Below are 18306 nucleotides of genomic sequence, written 5' to 3'. Positions count from 1 at the left end.
ATATACCTCCTTGTTTGCTACTAATGCTTTAATAATCCTGCATCAACAATACCGTTTATATAACATGCGGAAAAATATAAGTATTAATTTGAAAGCCGCTTTGCTTCTGTAAAAAAAACCGACACACGGTGTGGAAAGGATGAGAGTTTGAGCAAACTGAAATTCAAAAACTGTCTTTGGTTATATATTAATCACCTGATATAAGCCGATAGAACTGATAAAAATAAGAACCGCCCCAATAACCCGTTTAAACCCCGTGTCATTACTTAAAATCATGTCGTGTACTTTTAAGCCAATATAATGACCTATAGCGGCGGTGGGTAATAGAGCTACAGCAGACATAAACTGTAGATCTATGGAGAGCAGTGCGAAGGTACTCATTTTGATCGCAACAAGCGTGAACCACAACACGAACAGAGTATTACGTAATTGTTGATGCGTTACATTCCGGGCAAAGACCGCGACCATCAAAGGAGCGCCGGTGAGGGAGGTGCCCGCTATATAGCCGCCTGAGACCAGAAACATACGATCCAGCCAATTGTTGTTACTGACAAGTGACCAGTTCATTAACCAGATGACGGCATAGATGAGCGTGACACTGTATATAAAAATAACTAACCACTGATTGGGGAAAGTGATGAGTCCAAAAACGCCTACCAGAGCTGAGGGAACGATCAATGGGCCGGCTCGTTTCAAATAGTTCCAGTCTACATTATTCAAACGGGTACGTAAGGTAAGGCCTGAAAAGATCAGCAGATGAAAGCCGATGATAGGAAGCCAGTCTATGGGCTGGTTGTGAACAAATAGCAGTAAGGGTAGTCCAAGTGCGGCACCGCCAAACCCCAGGCCGGAGCGGACAAATCCGGTCCAAACAAAAAGCAAGGTAGTTAAAACGATTTGATGGGTCTCAAAAGTAAATAGCATCGAAGTGCCTTAAAAAATCGGCATTATACACGCAAGAGACTCCGGGCGGAGCATTATGAAGAGGAATACCGCCGCGGCTTAAGACTGAACGCAACAGTACAATCGGGGTGGGAACTGTTCCCGCCCGTTTTTTGTCAAGTACGATGATTTGTTCTTCCCCTGGCATGGTTGGAGCACTTCTGATTCGCTGCATATCGCAACGCCGATGGGTTGAATGGTAGATAGTTCTGTTCGTATTAATATACGGTTTTGATCGCGTTTTATTCCCCGGAAAGTAAAAAAATATTTTGTGCATGAAAAGGAATAAACAGGTGCCTGGTTGTGTATATGTCTTTGTATGCAGGTCTTGTGTACAGAATAGAGAATTCGAGTCCAAAACAAACTATCTATCGTTCAAGGAGAATAACAATGTCTATTGGAAAACACATAGCTCTTTCTTTGTTTGTCGCAGGAAGTGTGGTAGCGATGCCCACACTAACCATGGCTGATGATGATTATAAGCCTATTACAGTAAAGATGTTTGCGCCGGCTAAAGGCGATCGCGCCGGACTGGGCGGTCGAGGCTGGTTTGTGGATTTGATGGTGAACTTTGAAAAAGGGCTGGAAAGTAGTGGTTTTTCGAATTTTCAAATAACCGGACCGGGTCCCCATAATAATGTGGCGCCGTTTCCCGGAACGTTTTCCCCAGGGGCCGATGATCGCTTACCCGGATTGATCGTTTTGATCGAGACGACCACTATTGGTGCCGGTTCGTGTCAAAATTTAGCTAATTTGTTCAATCTAACCGGTGTAAGCAATGTTGATGGGGAAGAAGTCGAGATTTGGGATACATGGATTGTTGGTGCGCCACTGTTTGGTGTAAACACCAAGAGCACGATATATGTCGCCGTGGCGGACGACAAAAACCGGGATGGGATCTATAATGATGCCCCTGATGTGGTAACTGATATAAACGGAGATGGTGTTTGTAACAAACAAGACCTGAAAGATTTAGGCGTCGCATCAAATATTGCAAAGGTCAAGTTTTTTATAAACTAGCAGCCAATATTGCCGTTAAACCTGAGGGATGTTTGCTGTCAGTCTGGGGTTACCATGGAGGCTGCGTGCGCTCACTCCGGTTGGTCGATTTACAGATCCCTGGTCGGGTGGAATAACTCCACCCGACTATTTGCTTATATTGGCTACAAAAAATCCAAGCAATTGCTGTAATTGACGTCGGTTGGGGTCTGGCTAAAGAAAACTGACATTGAGTCCGCGGATGCCAAGAGTAAGCTGTCTGATAAACACAATTGACCGTTAGATACGGCCACCAACACTTCCGTGGTGCCTGCGCCACCGGTAGTGACATCTTCTACGTTCAGACGATAACCCATTGGCCCGGAAGCCAACGTTTCCGAGCCAAGCTCGGTAAAGCTCAGATCAGTGAAGTTGCTCCAGTCGTATACAGCAGTTCCTGTGCAGGTAGGGTTGCTATAAACTTCGCCTTGCTCATATAGATTGCCGTTAGACGCGAAATTGTAACTGACAATCCCCCACACCGGACTACCGCCGGGATTGCTGAGAGATTGGCAGCCAATGGTTCTCCAACACCCTAAGTACGGTGAACTACCACTACCACAGGCAACATTACCGACACTCGGTCCGGCGCTGTCACCACCACAACCGGCCAATGAGATTATTAGGCATAAAGAGGTGAAGAGCTTGTACATGGGTCTGGATGGGGATAATTGAATTAAGTATGCAAAATGTGTGACACAATTTAATACTCAACCGTTGGCGAGCAGAAAGAGGAGCACAGGGAGCTCGTCAAATACCGTTCTGCATTTCGTAAAAATTATTATAACACTTACCAGTGATCGGATCCGGTTGCCCCCCCAGTTTGACGTTGTGGAAAGCTATTTTTCAATGAGTTATTAGCCAAAACTAGAGGTTGGATAACATATATGCTCCAAAAAAAATTAACTTGTCAGTTTAACTTTAGGTGTATTTTTCACTTTTTTTCCTAAATGTGTGACGCATTTCATCGATAACATGAGAAGTCTGTCAATTGTTAAAGGGAAATAGCGATGTTCACCAAAAATAATTGCTGCGATACAACAAGAAAACTCGAAAGTCAACTGAACTTTTACGAACGCTGTCTCAGTAGCAGTTTGCTGGTGATAGTATTTTCCGTGTTGGTTCTTCTGGGTGCTAAAGCATACACCAAACAAGATGGTGAAAATCCGGTGAACCCGCTTAGTAATAATGACTCTGTTGCTGCTTACAACGATTCAACGCCTTCTTTTACTGTACCGATGTTAGACTCTTTTACCGTTCCTTCTGCGCCCGTATCAACACCCGCCGGATATTGGAAATCCTACAAGGTCGCCAAAGGTCAAAATCTGGCGCTCATTTTCAAACAATTGGATATCAATACGGATTATCTGCGAGCAATGATACAAGCTGACCCCCTCGCGAAACGTCTGCAACAAATTAAACCGGGGCAACTGATAAAAATTCGCTATGTGAATGATGATTTTGCCGGGCTTGAATACGTCGCTGAACCCACTTATAGCCTGGTAGCCCTGCGTGAGGGTGATTCGTTTGTGCTTTCAGAAAACAAAAAACAATACGAGAAAAAGACGCATCGGGCATCCGCGACAATTCATTCTTCCCTATTTATTGCGGCTAAGAAGGCCGGAATTTCGGAAAAGACTGCAATGGAACTGGCACAATTGTTTGGTTGGGATATCGATTTTGCCTTGGATATTAGGGATGGTGACAAATTTTCAGTGGTTTACCAAACGCTCCACCATGGTGGCAAAAAAATAAAGACGGGTAATATACTGGCTGCGGAATTTGTTAATAAAGGCAAAGTATACCGGGCTGTGAGATATACGGATCCGGAAGGAAACTCGGGCTATTATAATCCTCAAGGCGAAAACATGCATAAGCCATTTCTAAGGACCCCGGTGGACTTTACCAGAATCAGCTCCCGATTTGGCAGTCGGTATCACCCGGTGTTAAACAAAATGCGAAGCCACAATGGCGTTGATTATGCCGCACCTCACGGTACGGTGGTCAAAACTGCCGGTGACGGGAAAATTATTTTTCGTGGTACTTTGCGCGGATATGGTAAGACGGTGATAGTTGAACACGGTGCTCAGTATCGGACACTGTATGCTCATCTGCAGAGCTATAATAAGAAGCAGCGTACGGGAACTGTGGTTAAGCAAGGGCAAACCATAGGCTATGTTGGCAGCTCCGGTTTGGCAACGGGACCACATTTGCATTATGAATTTTTAGTTAACGGTGAGCATCGCAACCCATTGACTGTAAAACTGCCCACGGCTAAACCCCTTAACGAAAAGTACGTGGCGGATTTTCAGCAAAAAGCCAGTTATTCACTGTCCATGCTTAAAAGTACGACTGGCAATCTATTGGCAATGAACAGTTTTGCACAATAGGGTGAATTGCCACGTTCTGTAAAGAATCGCATTACGAAGCATCCAGTCACGCTCCTTCCCCACGTCCGTGTGGGGAAGGCTTCCGCTTCCTGCTCATGCTCCCTCCCTACATAAGTAACACCGTAAATGCTCTATAGCGGTGCGTGAGCTGTGTTCAGCAATTTCAACGCTGGGGTTCCTTACCGCAACAGACGCCAATAGTTATGGATAATCTGTCACTACACTTAACAATTAATAGCAATGGGTCGATACAGAATTTGTAAACTAATCAAACAAACGCCAAATCGACATGCGGGTCGACAAAAGTAATTCGTCCAACTATGGGATAATTGTCTGTGGGTGGAAACAGATGGACGACTGGTTGTCATATATGTTCGGGCTCAAAACCTATTAGGCGTATGGGGACATTCGATAGAGGTTACTCGGTGGCAGTAGGGATCGAATACGGCAGTGTAATAAAGAGAAATACCCTAGAGGCGTTTGTCATAGTGTTTTTAGTGCTGTGTTTGTTCCTGCTGTTGTTAAGGCTGTTTGATTTTATGTTTCCCAATGGAACGTCCATAAAGGACGTGGTTACAGAATCGCAAGTGTTTCGAATGTCCGGTGCTGCCAAGGATAAACAATATACTGTTGAATTGGGAGGCGAGAGTACTGACTCAGAAAGTAATTACCCTGTAGTTGCGAATATTCAAAGCCTTAAAAACGTAGTAAAAAATAAACCCGCAAACGCTATTGCCTGGGAGACGGCGAAAAAGGGGCTGTCCTTGCGCAACCGGGATGCTGTTCAAACATATACAAAAGCCAGCGCAACCATTGCTTTTAGCAATACCGATACACTGATATTAGACTCAAACTCTATGATTATTATAAATAAAATTAACGTAGATGCGGTCAGGCAGGAGCGGCAGGCCCGAATCATTCTAACGACCGGTCGGCTACGAAGCAGAATTCGAGCGAGCCGCGAATATAGGAAAAGAGTTGAAGTGGAAACCGGCAATATTGTTACTACGGTGAAAAACGCCAGTACAAAACAGACGACAGACTTTGAAGTTAAAGTGAATCCCGATCAGTCATCCACAATCACCATATTGGCAGGGGAGGCCAGTGTTAGCTCTCAAGGAAAATCTGTTTCTATTAAACAGAATCAAGCCGTCACTGTGACACCGGGAAAACCGATTCCAAAACCGGTCTATCAGCCCGCGTCGGTCCGTACCGTTACACCAAAGGATAATACCTTATACAATTACCACACAGTTCCCCGTCAAGTGGCATTATCTTGGGCGCCCTTGGCGGAAGCTGACAGTTATGACGTGATCATCGCGCAGGATCCCGATTTTCGGACAGTAATCACCAATGAACGGATCGATCGTACGACTTTTTCACACAATAAACTTACCGAGGGCACCTACTACTGGAAAGTTAGAGCGAATATAGGTTGGGTAGAAGGGGTATTTAGTAAAACTAAAGTTATCAAAGTGGTAAAAGAAAGGGAACCGCCAAAAATGAAGGTGAATTACCCGCCGGCTACTATTGCGAAACCCGAGTATGAAATGACGGGTACAACCGGAGCTGATGTCAGCCGGATTATTATTAATGATGTCCCCGTGGATGTGTCTCCTACAGGTGAGTTTCGTCACAAAGTTGCTTTAAAAAAAGGGGCAAATATTATTGTTGTAGAATCCATCGACAATGAAGGTAATGTAAAGTATGAAACAAAAATGATTACCTACACTGGAAAATAGTTATGATGCGAAAATTTAAAACACCCATTCGACATAAATTATTGGCTGCTTCACTGATTGTAACCACAGCAGTAGTCAGTGTCATTACCTTTACGATGGCCAACTTGTTTCATCAGGACAAGAAAACATATATTCACGATTTAACCTCAACCATGGTGATTCACAACACCTCGGAAATTAAAGCGCTATTGAAGGGCTATAAAAATCGGTTGGAATTCTTTGCGAGAATATTGGTGGATGAAAAATTGGAGGAGTTCACACAGCAGAGATTACTGCAAGAGATATTTGTAGATTTTCAGGACTTGATTGCGATTACCCTGGTCCGAAAAAATAAGAAAGATCTGACACTTTATGATCCGAGCATGCTTAACACTGCCGGAATCAATAAGAGCGACTACACCAGCTATCGTTTGTCCAAGCCAATACCTGAGCAGCAGCTTAAGCAACACGGCGTCTATATAGAAAATTCCACCATTCACAAAAATTTACCCAGTTTCACTTTGGTGTTTGGTATTGATGCCACGACCGTGGTCTCAGCAATTATCCGACTGGATAGCATTATGGAGATTGCGCAGCGTTCAACGCTGTTCCAGACCTATATTCTGCATTCAGATAATACGTTGTTTTCACACCTGGATCCGGTACTGACAAGGGATCCGGAGGAGCTTATCTCGTCTGAGTTGCTGGGTGATGTCCGTAATCCACATAGTTTAGGCATCACCAAGGAGTATCATCATAACGGGGTGGATGTGATTGGGGGGTTTGCCAATGTGGGGGTGGGTAATCTACTTGTTGTGTCGCAAATTCCCAAAACTGCCGCTTTTCTATCAGCAAGATCCCTATTGGAAAACCTTATCTATGTTGCCTTAGGGTTATTGTTAGTGACAGTGTTAATCAGTCTGGTGTGGGCATTCAGGTTAACGCGACCGTTGGAGTTGTTATCAAAGGCCACTAAAGTCGTGGGAGCGGGTCATTTCGATATCAAATTGAATATACACTCCAGTGACGAAATCGGGGATCTGGCCCATTCTTTTGATGAAATGGCGCAAGGCTTAAAGTTAAGGGAGGAAAAGTTGGAACAGGCGAAGAATGCCTTGATTCAATCCGAGAAGATGTCTGCCTTTGGGCAACTCAGTGCCGGGATAGCGCATGAGGTTAAAAATCCCCTTACAGGAATACTAGGGTATGCCCAACTGGCTAAGCGAAAATTGGATGAGAACAGTCCGTTGATGAAAAACCTGGAAGTAATTGAACGGGAAACTAAACGTTGCAAAGCCATAATTGAAAACTTAATGAAATTCGCCAGATCCGATGCGAGCGAGCGTCGGCCTGTCTTGATGGATTTGAACAATGCAATTCAGCATGCCGTAGAGATTGTTGATCACCAGCTTAACCTTAACGGTGTTTCCATACAGTTAAAGTTGCAGAGTCAACTACCACAGATTTTGGGAGATACAAACCAATTAGAGCAAGTCGTCATGAACCTGTTGATCAATGCTCAACATGCCATGGAAGGAGCGGCAGGTACGGTGACCATATCCAGTCGTATGACTGAACAAAATACCGTAGAAATTCTAGTTACCGATAATGGACCGGGTATGTCAGCGGAAGTACAGGCGAAAATATTTGAACCATTTTTTACCACCAAGAAGTCAGGCGAGGGTACGGGGCTTGGATTGTCAGTCAGTTACGGCATAATTCAGGATCACTCAGGCAAGATTCGGGTACAAAGTGTTTTAAATCAAGGTACTGTGTTTGTAATCACATTACCCATACCTAGTTCAAGCGACATATCTCAACGCACAGGTACCGATCCCCTTTAGTCCTGGTTCACAAAAATGTGGTGGAGTTCTAATTTTACGTTTGGTCTTCCATATACAATCCTTGAGGATAAATTATTACCATAGTGAAAACGCTTAAGAAATCATTAAGATAAGCCGATTAAAGAACTAATGGTTTTTTTTTGAGACATTGTTGTAACATGTTGTTATTTAAAAGAATGAAATATTCGTGAATCCTGCCTGCGCCAATGTTTCCCGTACAGTTCTGAGCGACAGACGCGTTCTAGTTGTCGACGATGAGGTTCACATTGTCGAACTGCTTACTTCAATTCTCGAGGAAGAAGGGTATGAGGTGATCGGTGCTTCCAGTGCAGAGGAAGCTTTGGCTTATATGGAACAATACGCGGTTCCATTAGTGGTCTCGGATATTCGCATGGGGGGAATGAGCGGTCTGGAACTCGTTGGTGAAATCAAAAAAATAAACAGTTCGGCTGAAATCATCATTATCACCAGCCATGCGTCCATCGAAAGCGCAGTTTCTGCGCTACGCGCCGGGGCTTATGATTACGTGCTCAAGCCGTTTGATGATATTGAAGTAATATCAATGGCGGTTAAACGCGCGTATGAAAAAAGTGTTTTGGTAAAAGAAAATGCCGATTTGTTGGATCAGTTGTCAGAGTTTAATATCCAACTTGTGAAAGCAAATAACCGATTGAAAAACCTCGTGAATAGAGATGGCCTTACCGGCGCCTACAATCATCGATATTTTCAGGAGGCGCTTAATCAGGAATTTGTTCGAGCCAAACGCTACGGTAAAAGGTTTTCGGTTGTGTTTGTTGATTTGGATGATTTTAAGCAAATTAATGATACCTACGGACATTTGGTTGGTGACCAAGTGTTGGTTGCAGTGACCAAATTAATTACAAAAAGCGTGCGTGATGTCGATCTGGTTGCCCGCTACGGTGGTGAAGAGTTTGTACTGCTTTTGCCGGAAACCAGTGACGATGGAGCCATGGCTTGCGCTGAAGGAATTCGAAAATTGCTTTCTGAACTGGAAATTACCAACGAACACAATTCTATAAGAATAACCATCAGTTCCGGTGTTGCACTAGTCACTGATAATTGCGATTCGGCTCAAGATGTGGTTCAGCGTGCAGATGCGGCGTTGTACCAAGCAAAAAAAATGGGTAAAAACAAAGTCTGCGCTGCCAAATAACCTCCCTGCTTGCTTTCCCGAAATGCAGAAAGTGATATAAGTCTCATTTTTTGTGCGATGACAATCGAATTTGACAAATATGTGACTTTGAGCAGCTTATTTACTCCAAAAAATACGAAACAGCAGGATAGAAAGTCTGACTATAGGTGAGTGGTGGTGATGAGTAATAAGATTATAGATCCTGCGATTTTTTCCGATTTGGTTCCCATTAAGGCGTTGAGTCCGGATCATTGTAAGGAACTGGCAGCAAAATCCAGGATTCTCAAATCTAAAGCGGGTCAGGCTTTATATAATGCTGAGGATGCAAGTCGCCGGGTTTTTTACGTCATAAAGGGTGAGGTAGAGCTTATTCAAAAGGGTGCTCCGACGCGTTCTGTTGTGGGAGGGACTAAACACTCCAAATTACCATTGGAGCGTCAGCAGTGTTCCGCTAAAGCGAAAACCGATTTGGTTTGTTTAAGTGTGGATGCAGATTTACTGGACAATATGTTAGCCTTAGAGCAGTCGGGTCGCATCGAATTGCAGGAACTTGAAGATGAAGACTGGATGACCAAAACCCTTCAATCCAGCCTTTTTCATAAAATACCCCCTTTAAACCTTCAGTCGTTTTTCATGCGCATGGAAGAAGTAGCGGTAAAATCCGGCCAAATGGTATTTAATCAGGGAAGTGAGGGAGATTCATTTTATATCATTCGTAAGGGGCAGTGCCAGGTGGTGCGTCAAACTCGGTCTTCGTCGACCGGATTGGTTCTGGCAACGCTGGGTGTGGGTTCTTTTTTTGGTGAAGAAGCGCTTATATCCGACTCCAAGCGAAATGCATCTGTGGTTATGACGACCGATGGCGTCCTTATGCGTTTGAAAAAAGACGATTTTCAAGAGTTGTTGCGGGATCCGGTACTTAAGTCCATCCAGTACAGCGACATCATGTCAGATCCCAATCTGGTGTGGTTGGATGTGAGATTGCCCAATGAATACCAAAGTCGTCATTTAAAAAACAGTGTTAATGTACCTTTTCCTCTATTACGCTCCAAACTGAATAAGCTGGATCGAAGTAAACGCTACGTCGTTTATTGTGATACGGAAAAACTCAGTTCGATGGCAACATTTCTGCTCAATCAAAATGACATTGATGCCTTTGTTTTAGATGGAGGATTGAGCAATGTCCCGCAGGATTCAATTTCCTAAAGGAGAAATAAGTTCCAATCCGATCGGTTTTCGAACGGAAACGCCACATAATAAACCAATTAAAACAAAGGGATAAAATGTAATGAGAGGCCGTCACTCACCTTAAGCCAAAATTAATAAAACGGTAAGAGAAGCTTCATCCCCCTGAGCTTTACTTACTATAAGGAAAGATTTCACACATCAACAAAGGGGGATGTCATGAATAATTCAGATCGAGTAGGTAATTTGAGCACGGTTTCACGCCTTGTTCGCGTCGGTGCGGGTGCTACATTGATCGGCGTGACCATGACTACAACCGCAACGCCACTGGGCTGGTTGGCCCTGCTGCCCCTATTGGCAATCTATCCCATGTTTACGGCAGTTACGGGCTGGAGCCCGTTGAAAGCACTACTGGGTTCTCAGGGCGAACTGTCAACGCCGGTTCGCGTTGTTGCCGCAACAGTGGGAATAGCAGCTATCGGCAGCGTTTACGTAGTTACTGCACCATTGGGTAACTTGGCAGTTCTGCCGTTGCTGGGTATTTATCCGGTGTTTGCTGCGATTGCAGGCGTAGAACCTCTTACCGCACTGTTCAGTAAGACTGAGACTGAGATTGTCGTTGAGCAATCCGAGGAACTGCCTGAGGAACAAGGCACCGAAGAACATTACGAAGTGGATTATCCCCACGCCGCTTAAGGCAGTGCCGGGATGACGAATCGAGCGGGAGTGTTCCCGCTCGATTTTTTCTTGAAAACCTGAGCTTATTCTTCCCCTGATTTTCATAGTACCTTTGTCTTTATGACTTAACCTATAGGCGTTATATCCTCCGGCCTTCATTGGTTCTAGTATAAAACAAAAGCAGCAATTGGTTCGGCGCGATTGCGTAACAATGTTTTGTTGATGGAGTACAGGGTAATGAAAATGGTGGCTTGGGTTTTGCTGATGCTGTTTACCAGCGTGTCCTACGCCGAGCCCAACTTCTATCTCTCTCCTCAGATAGGTGTAGGGCGAGTTCATGTTAAGGCCGGTAAAACCCTATATGGGGAAAGCTATACTTCGGGTGGTTTCGCGGCGTCGCCCAGAATGGGGGTGCGTCTATCCAATGATTTTGTGTTTGAAGTTGCATCTCAAGTTAACGCCGTTATATCTTTTGGGGATTCTTACGACGTGTCTCAAACACAGATACTATTCGGGAAATCATTGAAAGTCAGCAATCGCTCGCGTCTGATAAATAAAATTGGTTTGTCTAAATGGGAACTTAGGGGGTATGAGTCACCCTTTCTCAATCCGGGGCCCGAAGACAGGTCCAGGCTTACCGGGGTGGCACCGGTCTATGTTTTGGAGTGGGAAAGGAACGTCAACCGGTTTTTTGCATTTGGCATTAACAGTTCATTTCTATTGGCTGATTTTGGCAGTGCTATGTCGGGCTGCTTTTTACTAAAATTAAAAATCCCTTGAAATAGCTTGTATACCTAAGTTTAGAAGGTAAACCAGCCCGGCAGTGCCGGGCTGGACATGTTTTTAGGGGGCGAGCAGTGGAATTCCCGCTGTTCCCAGTTCACTGATGATGTTCCCGATCGGGCTGTATACATACCGACGAATGTCCTGTTGGGTTGGATCGTTTTTGTCAGCTATCCCGCCAATAAGTATTCCGGCAATTTTAGCATCTGTATTTAAGTCCCAATAGAAAACCGGTGCGCCGCTGTCGCCGGTAGCTGAAATACGCAGATTGTCTCTAATGTCAGGGTAGCTTTCCAGGTAAGTTTGGTTTTGACACAACAGTAGGGTGTCCATAAGTGGACCGGCGAAAATGTCAAAGCAAGTGGATTCAATTTTTGATACTGTCCAACCTGTGGTTTGGCCGACTTTTTCCAAGACATCGCCAACGAGTTGGTTAGACACAAATCCACTTACAGTAAACTCCGGAGAATTATGGTCAATGACTCGTGATGCCAGCCAATTCGTGGTTTTAGCGACACTACCGGTTCGCGTTGGCATTCCTCCATAGTTAACATATGCGGAGTCGCTTAAACGGCAGGTGATGCCCGGCGGGCATCCTGGAAGTGTGATGAAAGGGGGATCCAATTCTTCCACTCCGGAGTTGTTAGGCGAGTCCGGTTGGAAGAAAGTGGTTGCACTAACCGATCCTGGCTGTTCAGTACAATGTGCGGCAGTAACAAATCCGGCGATATTCAGCCAAAGGAATGGGCGTGCGCTGTTATATCCGATAGTGCAACCAAAGGTTCTGCCGTCTGCAACCCTGGAAATGCGAATGCCCCCTTGTTTTTCCGGAAAAAATTCCATATTCATGTGATTGTAAGGGATCAATACTTTACCTTGGTCTATGATTACTGCGTGAAGCGGAATACCCAGTCCGGCGAGTTCATACTCCAGTTTGGCTTTATAGCGAGCCACATCAGGAACGCCAATACTTATTCGGTTTTCGGATTCATTGATATCCAACGTTAGTATAAGCTTTTTAAATATATTGGTTCTAATTTCGTTGCGCCAGGAGAGCAGGTCCTTGAAACCATAGGCGGCGCTATGATAGATCGGGCCTGTGTTGGTGGGTTTCTTTACCAGCAGGCGATCCTTGACGGCGCCCATGGGTGCACTCATTCTGTTGATGCCAAATACGGCGCGCAAACTGCTTAACACTGCTTTCTTTTCTTCTGACGAAATTTCAGGGCCGGCCGGTTTTATGTGAATATTGAGACGGCCATAGTCATCAAAGTAGACGCCACCAAATCCGGGGGCCTTATCTGCGACTCTGGCAAATTGATCGTCCAGCGATACAAAGTTGGCGGCGGTTGCTGATGCAGTAAACAACAATGCGGTGAACAGTAGAAGAAAATTAATCAATATTGCTGAAGGTATGCGTTGATATTTCATGGTAACTGCCTTTTTGTTGATTCTTTTCACGTAGAGTATACGTAGAATATTTTCCAATCGCTTACATCGGCTGGATTTGTAGTATATCGGAAGTTACGCTATGTCCTGGGAGGGCCTGAGACGGTTCGGAGAATAGATAAATATGATGCTATTTGAATCGGTGCTGGGTGATGGTAGGATGCAGGAACTATTTGAGTTTGGTAGAGGATAACACATTGGAAATCTGGGTTGACGCGGATGCCTGTCCCGTGGTGATTAAGGAGATTTTGTTTCGGGCAGCGGTAAGAACGCAAACACAAGTTACGCTCATCGCTAACCAATTCATCAAAACACCGTCTTCCAAGTACATTCGCAGCGTAAGGGTGGACTCGGGTTTTGATGTGGCCGACAATGAAATTGTGAAACGCGTTAAAACCGGTGACCTGGTCATTACCAGTGACATTCCATTGGCGGATGAAGTATTGAGTGAGGGCGGGGCAGCGTTGAGTCCCAGAGGCGAATTATTCAGCAAGGATACGATTAAAGCCAAGCTCAATATGCGGGACTTTATGGATACGTTACGCAGCAGCGGTGTGCATACGGGAGGACCGTCCGGTTTGAGTCAAGCGGATCGAAAAGCATTTGCCGATCAGCTTGATCGTTGGCTTGCAATCAAACAAAGACAAGAGAACTAATCTTTCACTTAATCCACCGCAAAAGAAGTCCAATGCAGCAAACAGGCCGCTGCACAATTCAGTTGTCGTAAAGGGCTTTTTCCGGCCGCTTGGCGAGAACGGGTCTGAAATACTCACGCATGTGCTGTATGTCAGCGTCCACATTATCCGACAATTCCATTACCGGTCCGAAGACGGTGGCACGTTTACGATAATCCACAGCAACCAATTGCACGGGCACTTGTGCTTTTTTGGCGATATGCCAAAATCCGGTTTTCCAGTGGGGTACGGGTTTGCGGGTTCCTTCCGGAAAGATGGCCAGTAAAAATCTGTCGTGGTTGTGAAACTGATTGGCCATTTGGGTAACCATATCCGTGCGTTCACTGCGTTCAACCGGAATGGCTCCCACGTAGCCCAATAAGGTGCCAATGATTCCTTTGGTGTATTTGTTGGCTATGAACCATGAGGCGTGCAGTCCGGTTGCTAATAAAACACCAAAGTTGTTGGTAAAGTCCCACCAGGAAGTGTGTGGCGCCATGACAATTACGAATTTGGGTGATTGGCAAAACGACCCTTCAATACGCCAGCGACAAAGACGCAAAATACTGCGTCCCAGCCATTTGCTGAAGGCATTGCCCCGTCGGGGTAGGTTGTCACCGGGTTCAGGGATGTACATATAGCTGTCCGTTGATCATGGAAAAAGGTACATTATACGTTAGCGGCAATGATTCTGATAAACACTGATGAGATAATTTGCGAAAATAATTCTGTAGGTCGAAACTAAAAGTAAACCGGGATCAGTATAATAGATGTCTGAATCGGGGAGCAGGGAGAGTCCAATGCAATCAAATCATTTTTTGTCCAGAGGTGAAAGTGTCCGGATCAATTACAATGTGCAAACAGGTAATGTGGTGTTGTTACACGCATCCGGGCTGCAAATATATTACGTACAGAACAACGAATGGAAAGAATTTAATCTAAATGAATCTGTATCAGTTCCGTTGCCGTATGAGGGTTTGATCAGAATACAAGCGCTCGCCGCCGGGAAAAACTCCGCTACCTTAGTTAATGTAGATGAGCAGGGCAATGAACAGGATCGTTTGGAGATAAGGGCCGATGTATGTAGGGTTTCCTTGAAAAACGACAGTGATCGTGATGGAGATGTGGATCATGCAGACAGCGGCAATGAAGCCTGGGTTTGGGGTAGCGGTCAGAGAGGGGCGGTATTACTGGTCAACAATGATTTGGACATTTCCGAGATTGATCCGGCCTTGGGACATTTTTCCGAGTGGTCTAAATTCAGAGTTGAAGACACTTTATTGGATACGTTTCCAGAGAATGTTTACCTTAGCTTAACTGCAACGGAAGGATCGGCCGCTCGCTTTACCGTTTACGCGCAAGACATCGATGGCAGTTATGTCAGAATCCTGGGTAAAGATCCTAAAGGCGAGCAAGCTCCGCTGGTGAGTTCCGAACCTCTTTCGATCAAAGGGGGAGAGTATTTTATCGAAGCCCATGAATACCCAGGCGCAAATTTTGAAGGTCTGATTACATTAGAGTTGTTATTGGTCCAGGGACGGTCTGTTTTGGCCACGGATTCCATGGTGTTTAGAGTGGCACCCTGGATTATGACACCCAATACCCTGGCGGCGGAGCGAGTGTTTACCTGTCGAATCGCAGACGGCGGTAACAGCAATGAACGGTTTCTTCATGGATTGGCCACTGCCTTGGATACGATGGGTGTGCCCTTGACGGTGATTGAGCCGCAAGACCACATGGGGGATCGCTGGATACAGGATGAAATCGAATTCGGTTATGTTCAGGGAAGCAGCCATATTTTACCCGTCGTGATGGACAGTCCCAGGGATCGAGGCCTGGACGATTTTCCTGAGCGGGCTTTACTGGGGCCTGACTTCGGCCATTTTCAAGTGGGTGGTAGCCGGCCCAATTCCCTGGATTCCTTCGGAAATTTGGAGGTCAGTCCACCGGTAACGGTCAATGGACGCTATTATCCTTTTGGACGAATCGTGTTTGGTGGAAAAAAGTATGGTGACTATTCTGAAGCCAACCGTCAAATGATGCCGCAATTACGCAAGTTTCTGTATGCACAAAAAGTTCAGGCCCCCTTTGAGATATACACTGACTGGTTGTCTGTGGGGCATGCCGATGAAATTATCTGTTTTGTCCCGGCCAATAATGATGTGGGCTTTGAAGTGTTGGTTGCTTCACCGCAACGAGCCAAAGCTATTTTGGAACGTTTAAAAATTACCGGTTATGGCAGTAGTACTTTGTTTGAAGGACGAATGCGTGGTGAGCCGGGCAGCGGCATATCCGCAGAGATAGCCGTTAGTGACTTGCTGGATGACACAGGATTTTGGCTTGATAATATGGAATACCAAAATCATATGGATTCTAATATTGAGATTCTGAAACGCAACTTGGGTGTTGACGATCGGCACATCATACAAATACCGGTTTTATTTCACCCGGCAGGTACAAATCGGACAGTCGCTTATTTTCCAGACATGGTTAATCACCTGGTCATTGACAACACCAGCATCGTACCCAAGCCCTACGGTCCGGTCATTGAAGGTCTGTGCGCTTTTGAACAAGCGTTTCGGGATGCCGTACCGGAGCGCTCCGTCGTGTTTATTGATGATTGGTATTCCTATCATGAAATGTTAGGTGAAGTACATTGTGGCACCAATATACAACGTAAGCCTTTCCGAAATCGCTTATGGTGGGAATATAAGCCGGATGGCGGTTACGATATATAGGTGCCAGTCGCGACAACAGCGAAGTGACTTCAGTTGATTTCATCGTCGCAATTTGGAGATTGACCGAGCAAGCGTCTGCCGAGTCAATCTCCTTGCACTGTGAATCTCCTCGCGCTAAAGAGGCTTTTCAATTCTTTGCAGGTTAAATAGTAAACAGATCTCAATATTGTCTCCGCTATTGACACTAATTCAGATCGAGCTATTATCAAACTATGTGTAATCTTAGTTAGTGAAATTAAACTATAGAAATATAAAAATAAATAATGGACCCGGTCCAATATAAGAATGATCGAATTGATTATTTTTTAACTAGTGCAGTGAATTTTGTTGGTGGAACTATAAGCAGCCGTTAAAACCCATGCCTGTTCGGTCCTTGAATGCGGTCATTGCGATTGCATGAGGCGAACGCAAGCAGACAGGCGTGAGATCGCCAGATCGTTGTTTTGTGCTGTGATTATTCTGGCTGTCAGCCGGCAGCAGGTTTTCCAATCCCCAAATGTCCTGCACGTGTAAACCCAGAGAGGCCGGGAACCATGACGTGCAGTGCGCTTGTTACGCCGTTAAAACCATCTATGTCTGAAGTATCTGACTCCAGCTCCCATGGGTGCACAACGGTGTCAGATCCTGAAGCCTGGGTACGCAAAGTACTTAGCTCGGAATTGGATATTGATTTCTCACTACTTGATAAGCGTATCGACGCTTATTTGTCTCATCTAGTGGCCCGTTGTCCTACCGTCATATCCAATCACGTTCTTCGAATACATTGGATGGCGCGCAAACGTGATGCGGATAACTTATACGGTTCTTTGGTGGATTTATTTATTGCCTTGAAATCCGAGGGACAACATTTAAAACAGCGGATGCTGCAATTCGCCAAACCCATTTTAAAAGCACAACAGTTCAAAATTTTGTATCAAGCCATCCAAAAATCAGTGGATGGTGAAACTTTCCTGTATACCCGTACCTCGGTTTTAAGCAAAGGTTACATTGGCATATCCGAGTTTATTGACACATACCCCAGCATTGCGCACCAGGACAAAATCAGCAGGCTTGTTTTCTCTGCGAATGAATACATTGAATATGGACAAGTGGAAGAGGCGCAGCGCTTATTGGAACAGGGTTTGGTGCAATATCCTCACTCCAAGGAACTGCAACTTCAACTTCTCGAAATTTATCTGGCGACTTGGGATCTGGAGTCTTGTCTGGGTATGTATCAGCAATTATCCCATGAACATATTTCTGACCATGATATATGGGTTCAAACCGCAAAGAAGATTCGAAACGCCTTGCGCAGTACTCAAAGCAACACCCAAAGCAATACCCAAAGCAACAACCTTGACCTTAGTGAGACCACGATTTTATCTGATGCCGAACTAAAAGGAGCATCATTATGAGACCGGGTTCGCCTACCATACGAGTGGCAATATGTGGTGCCCAAGGGCGTACATTCCGTACTTTGCAGTTATTTTTTCAAGACCAAGAAAGTCCTGTTTATGAGTTGGTGTCTGAATATGAGGCAGATATAGGCATTTTGGATCTGGATGGGGAGTCTGCCCAAGTACGGCTGCAAAAGTACCGTGATCTATATCCCAATCGACCCACCATCGTATTATCCGATGTCTATAAAAATATTGCCGGTACTTTTTTTGTTCGAAAACCATTCCATATCGCCAGTTTGACTCGCGCTTTAAACCAGGCTGCGGTATTTGTG

General features: G+C 45.1%; 16 protein-coding genes. 12 read left to right on the top strand and 4 right to left on the bottom strand.

The features are described from left to right. Nucleotides 1-180 precede the first annotated feature (180 nt). Nucleotides 181-924: a TSUP family transporter gene (locus OEY58_20935; protein ID MDH5327928.1), complete on the bottom strand. Its 744-nt coding sequence runs from the start codon at nucleotides 922-924 to the stop codon at nucleotides 181-183. 327 nt (nucleotides 925-1251) lie between these two features. Here OEY58_20935 and OEY58_20930 point away from each other — a divergent pair, with 327 nt between their 5' ends. After that, nucleotides 1252-1962, top strand: a complete 711-nt coding sequence (locus OEY58_20930; GenBank protein ID MDH5327927.1) for a hypothetical protein — start codon at nucleotides 1252-1254, stop codon at nucleotides 1960-1962. 143 nt (nucleotides 1963-2105) lie between these two features. Here the strand turns inward: OEY58_20930 and OEY58_20925 are convergent, their stop codons facing one another. Beyond that, nucleotides 2106-2633: a hypothetical protein gene (locus tag OEY58_20925; protein MDH5327926.1), complete on the bottom strand. Its 528-nt coding sequence runs from the start codon at nucleotides 2631-2633 to the stop codon at nucleotides 2106-2108. 357 nt (nucleotides 2634-2990) lie between these two features. Here OEY58_20925 and OEY58_20920 point away from each other — a divergent pair, with 357 nt between their 5' ends. The 7 genes from OEY58_20920 (at nucleotide 2991) to OEY58_20890 (ending at nucleotide 11731) form a co-directional block, all read left to right on the top strand. Continuing rightward, a complete protein-coding gene (locus tag OEY58_20920) occupies nucleotides 2991-4370 on the top strand; it encodes a peptidoglycan DD-metalloendopeptidase family protein (GenBank protein ID MDH5327925.1) in 1380 nt (459 codons plus the stop codon). Between the two features lie 596 nt (nucleotides 4371-4966). Continuing rightward, complete coding sequence (locus OEY58_20915) at nucleotides 4967-6112, top strand: FecR domain-containing protein (protein ID MDH5327924.1); 1146 nt, start codon at nucleotides 4967-4969, stop codon at nucleotides 6110-6112. A 2-nt stretch (nucleotides 6113-6114) separates the two neighbouring features. After that, nucleotides 6115-7935, top strand: a complete 1821-nt coding sequence (locus tag OEY58_20910; GenBank protein MDH5327923.1) for an ATP-binding protein — start codon at nucleotides 6115-6117, stop codon at nucleotides 7933-7935. Between the two features lie 187 nt (nucleotides 7936-8122). Continuing rightward, a complete protein-coding gene (locus OEY58_20905) occupies nucleotides 8123-9109 on the top strand; it encodes a diguanylate cyclase (GenBank protein MDH5327922.1) in 987 nt (328 codons plus the stop codon). A gap of 159 nt (nucleotides 9110-9268) precedes the next feature. Then, entirely contained in the window at nucleotides 9269-10294 is a 1026-nt protein-coding gene (locus OEY58_20900; protein MDH5327921.1) for a cyclic nucleotide-binding domain-containing protein, read from the top strand. Between the two features lie 198 nt (nucleotides 10295-10492). Next, nucleotides 10493-10969 carry a DUF2892 domain-containing protein gene (locus OEY58_20895; GenBank protein ID MDH5327920.1) on the top strand — a complete coding sequence of 159 codons (477 nt, stop codon included), beginning with the start codon at nucleotides 10493-10495 and terminating at the stop codon, nucleotides 10967-10969. A gap of 219 nt (nucleotides 10970-11188) precedes the next feature. Then, a complete protein-coding gene (locus OEY58_20890) occupies nucleotides 11189-11731 on the top strand; it encodes a hypothetical protein (GenBank protein MDH5327919.1) in 543 nt (180 codons plus the stop codon). 63 nt (nucleotides 11732-11794) lie between these two features. Here the strand turns inward: OEY58_20890 and OEY58_20885 are convergent, their stop codons facing one another. Next, complete coding sequence (locus OEY58_20885) at nucleotides 11795-13165, bottom strand: S1 family peptidase (protein MDH5327918.1); 1371 nt, start codon at nucleotides 13163-13165, stop codon at nucleotides 11795-11797. A gap of 215 nt (nucleotides 13166-13380) precedes the next feature. Between OEY58_20885 and OEY58_20880 the strand changes: the two genes are divergently transcribed. Beyond that, nucleotides 13381-13839 carry a YaiI/YqxD family protein gene (locus tag OEY58_20880; protein ID MDH5327917.1) on the top strand — a complete coding sequence of 153 codons (459 nt, stop codon included), beginning with the start codon at nucleotides 13381-13383 and terminating at the stop codon, nucleotides 13837-13839. A gap of 58 nt (nucleotides 13840-13897) precedes the next feature. Here OEY58_20880 and OEY58_20875 read toward each other — a convergent pair whose 3' ends face one another. Then, on the bottom strand, nucleotides 13898-14494 hold the full coding sequence (locus OEY58_20875; protein MDH5327916.1) for a 1-acyl-sn-glycerol-3-phosphate acyltransferase: 597 nt from the start codon (nucleotides 14492-14494) through the stop codon (nucleotides 13898-13900). 163 nt (nucleotides 14495-14657) lie between these two features. Between OEY58_20875 and OEY58_20870 the strand changes: the two genes are divergently transcribed. The 3 genes from OEY58_20870 to OEY58_20860 form a co-directional block, all read left to right on the top strand. Continuing rightward, nucleotides 14658-16595: a protein-arginine deiminase family protein gene (locus OEY58_20870; GenBank protein MDH5327915.1), complete on the top strand. Its 1938-nt coding sequence runs from the start codon at nucleotides 14658-14660 to the stop codon at nucleotides 16593-16595. 614 nt (nucleotides 16596-17209) lie between these two features. Continuing rightward, nucleotides 17210-17989, top strand: a complete 780-nt coding sequence (locus tag OEY58_20865) for a tetratricopeptide repeat protein (GenBank protein MDH5327914.1) — start codon at nucleotides 17210-17212, stop codon at nucleotides 17987-17989. Next, nucleotides 17986-18306, top strand: a 321-nt coding sequence (locus OEY58_20860; protein ID MDH5327913.1) for a hypothetical protein, incomplete at its 3' end; no start/stop codon positions are given. The genes OEY58_20865 and OEY58_20860, both read left to right, overlap by 4 nt.

The organism is Gammaproteobacteria bacterium, assembly GCA_029882975.1.
Taxonomy (GTDB): Bacteria; Pseudomonadota; Gammaproteobacteria; order SZUA-152; family SZUA-152; genus JAJDNG01.
This window is presented reverse-complemented; position numbering and strand designations above follow the sequence as displayed.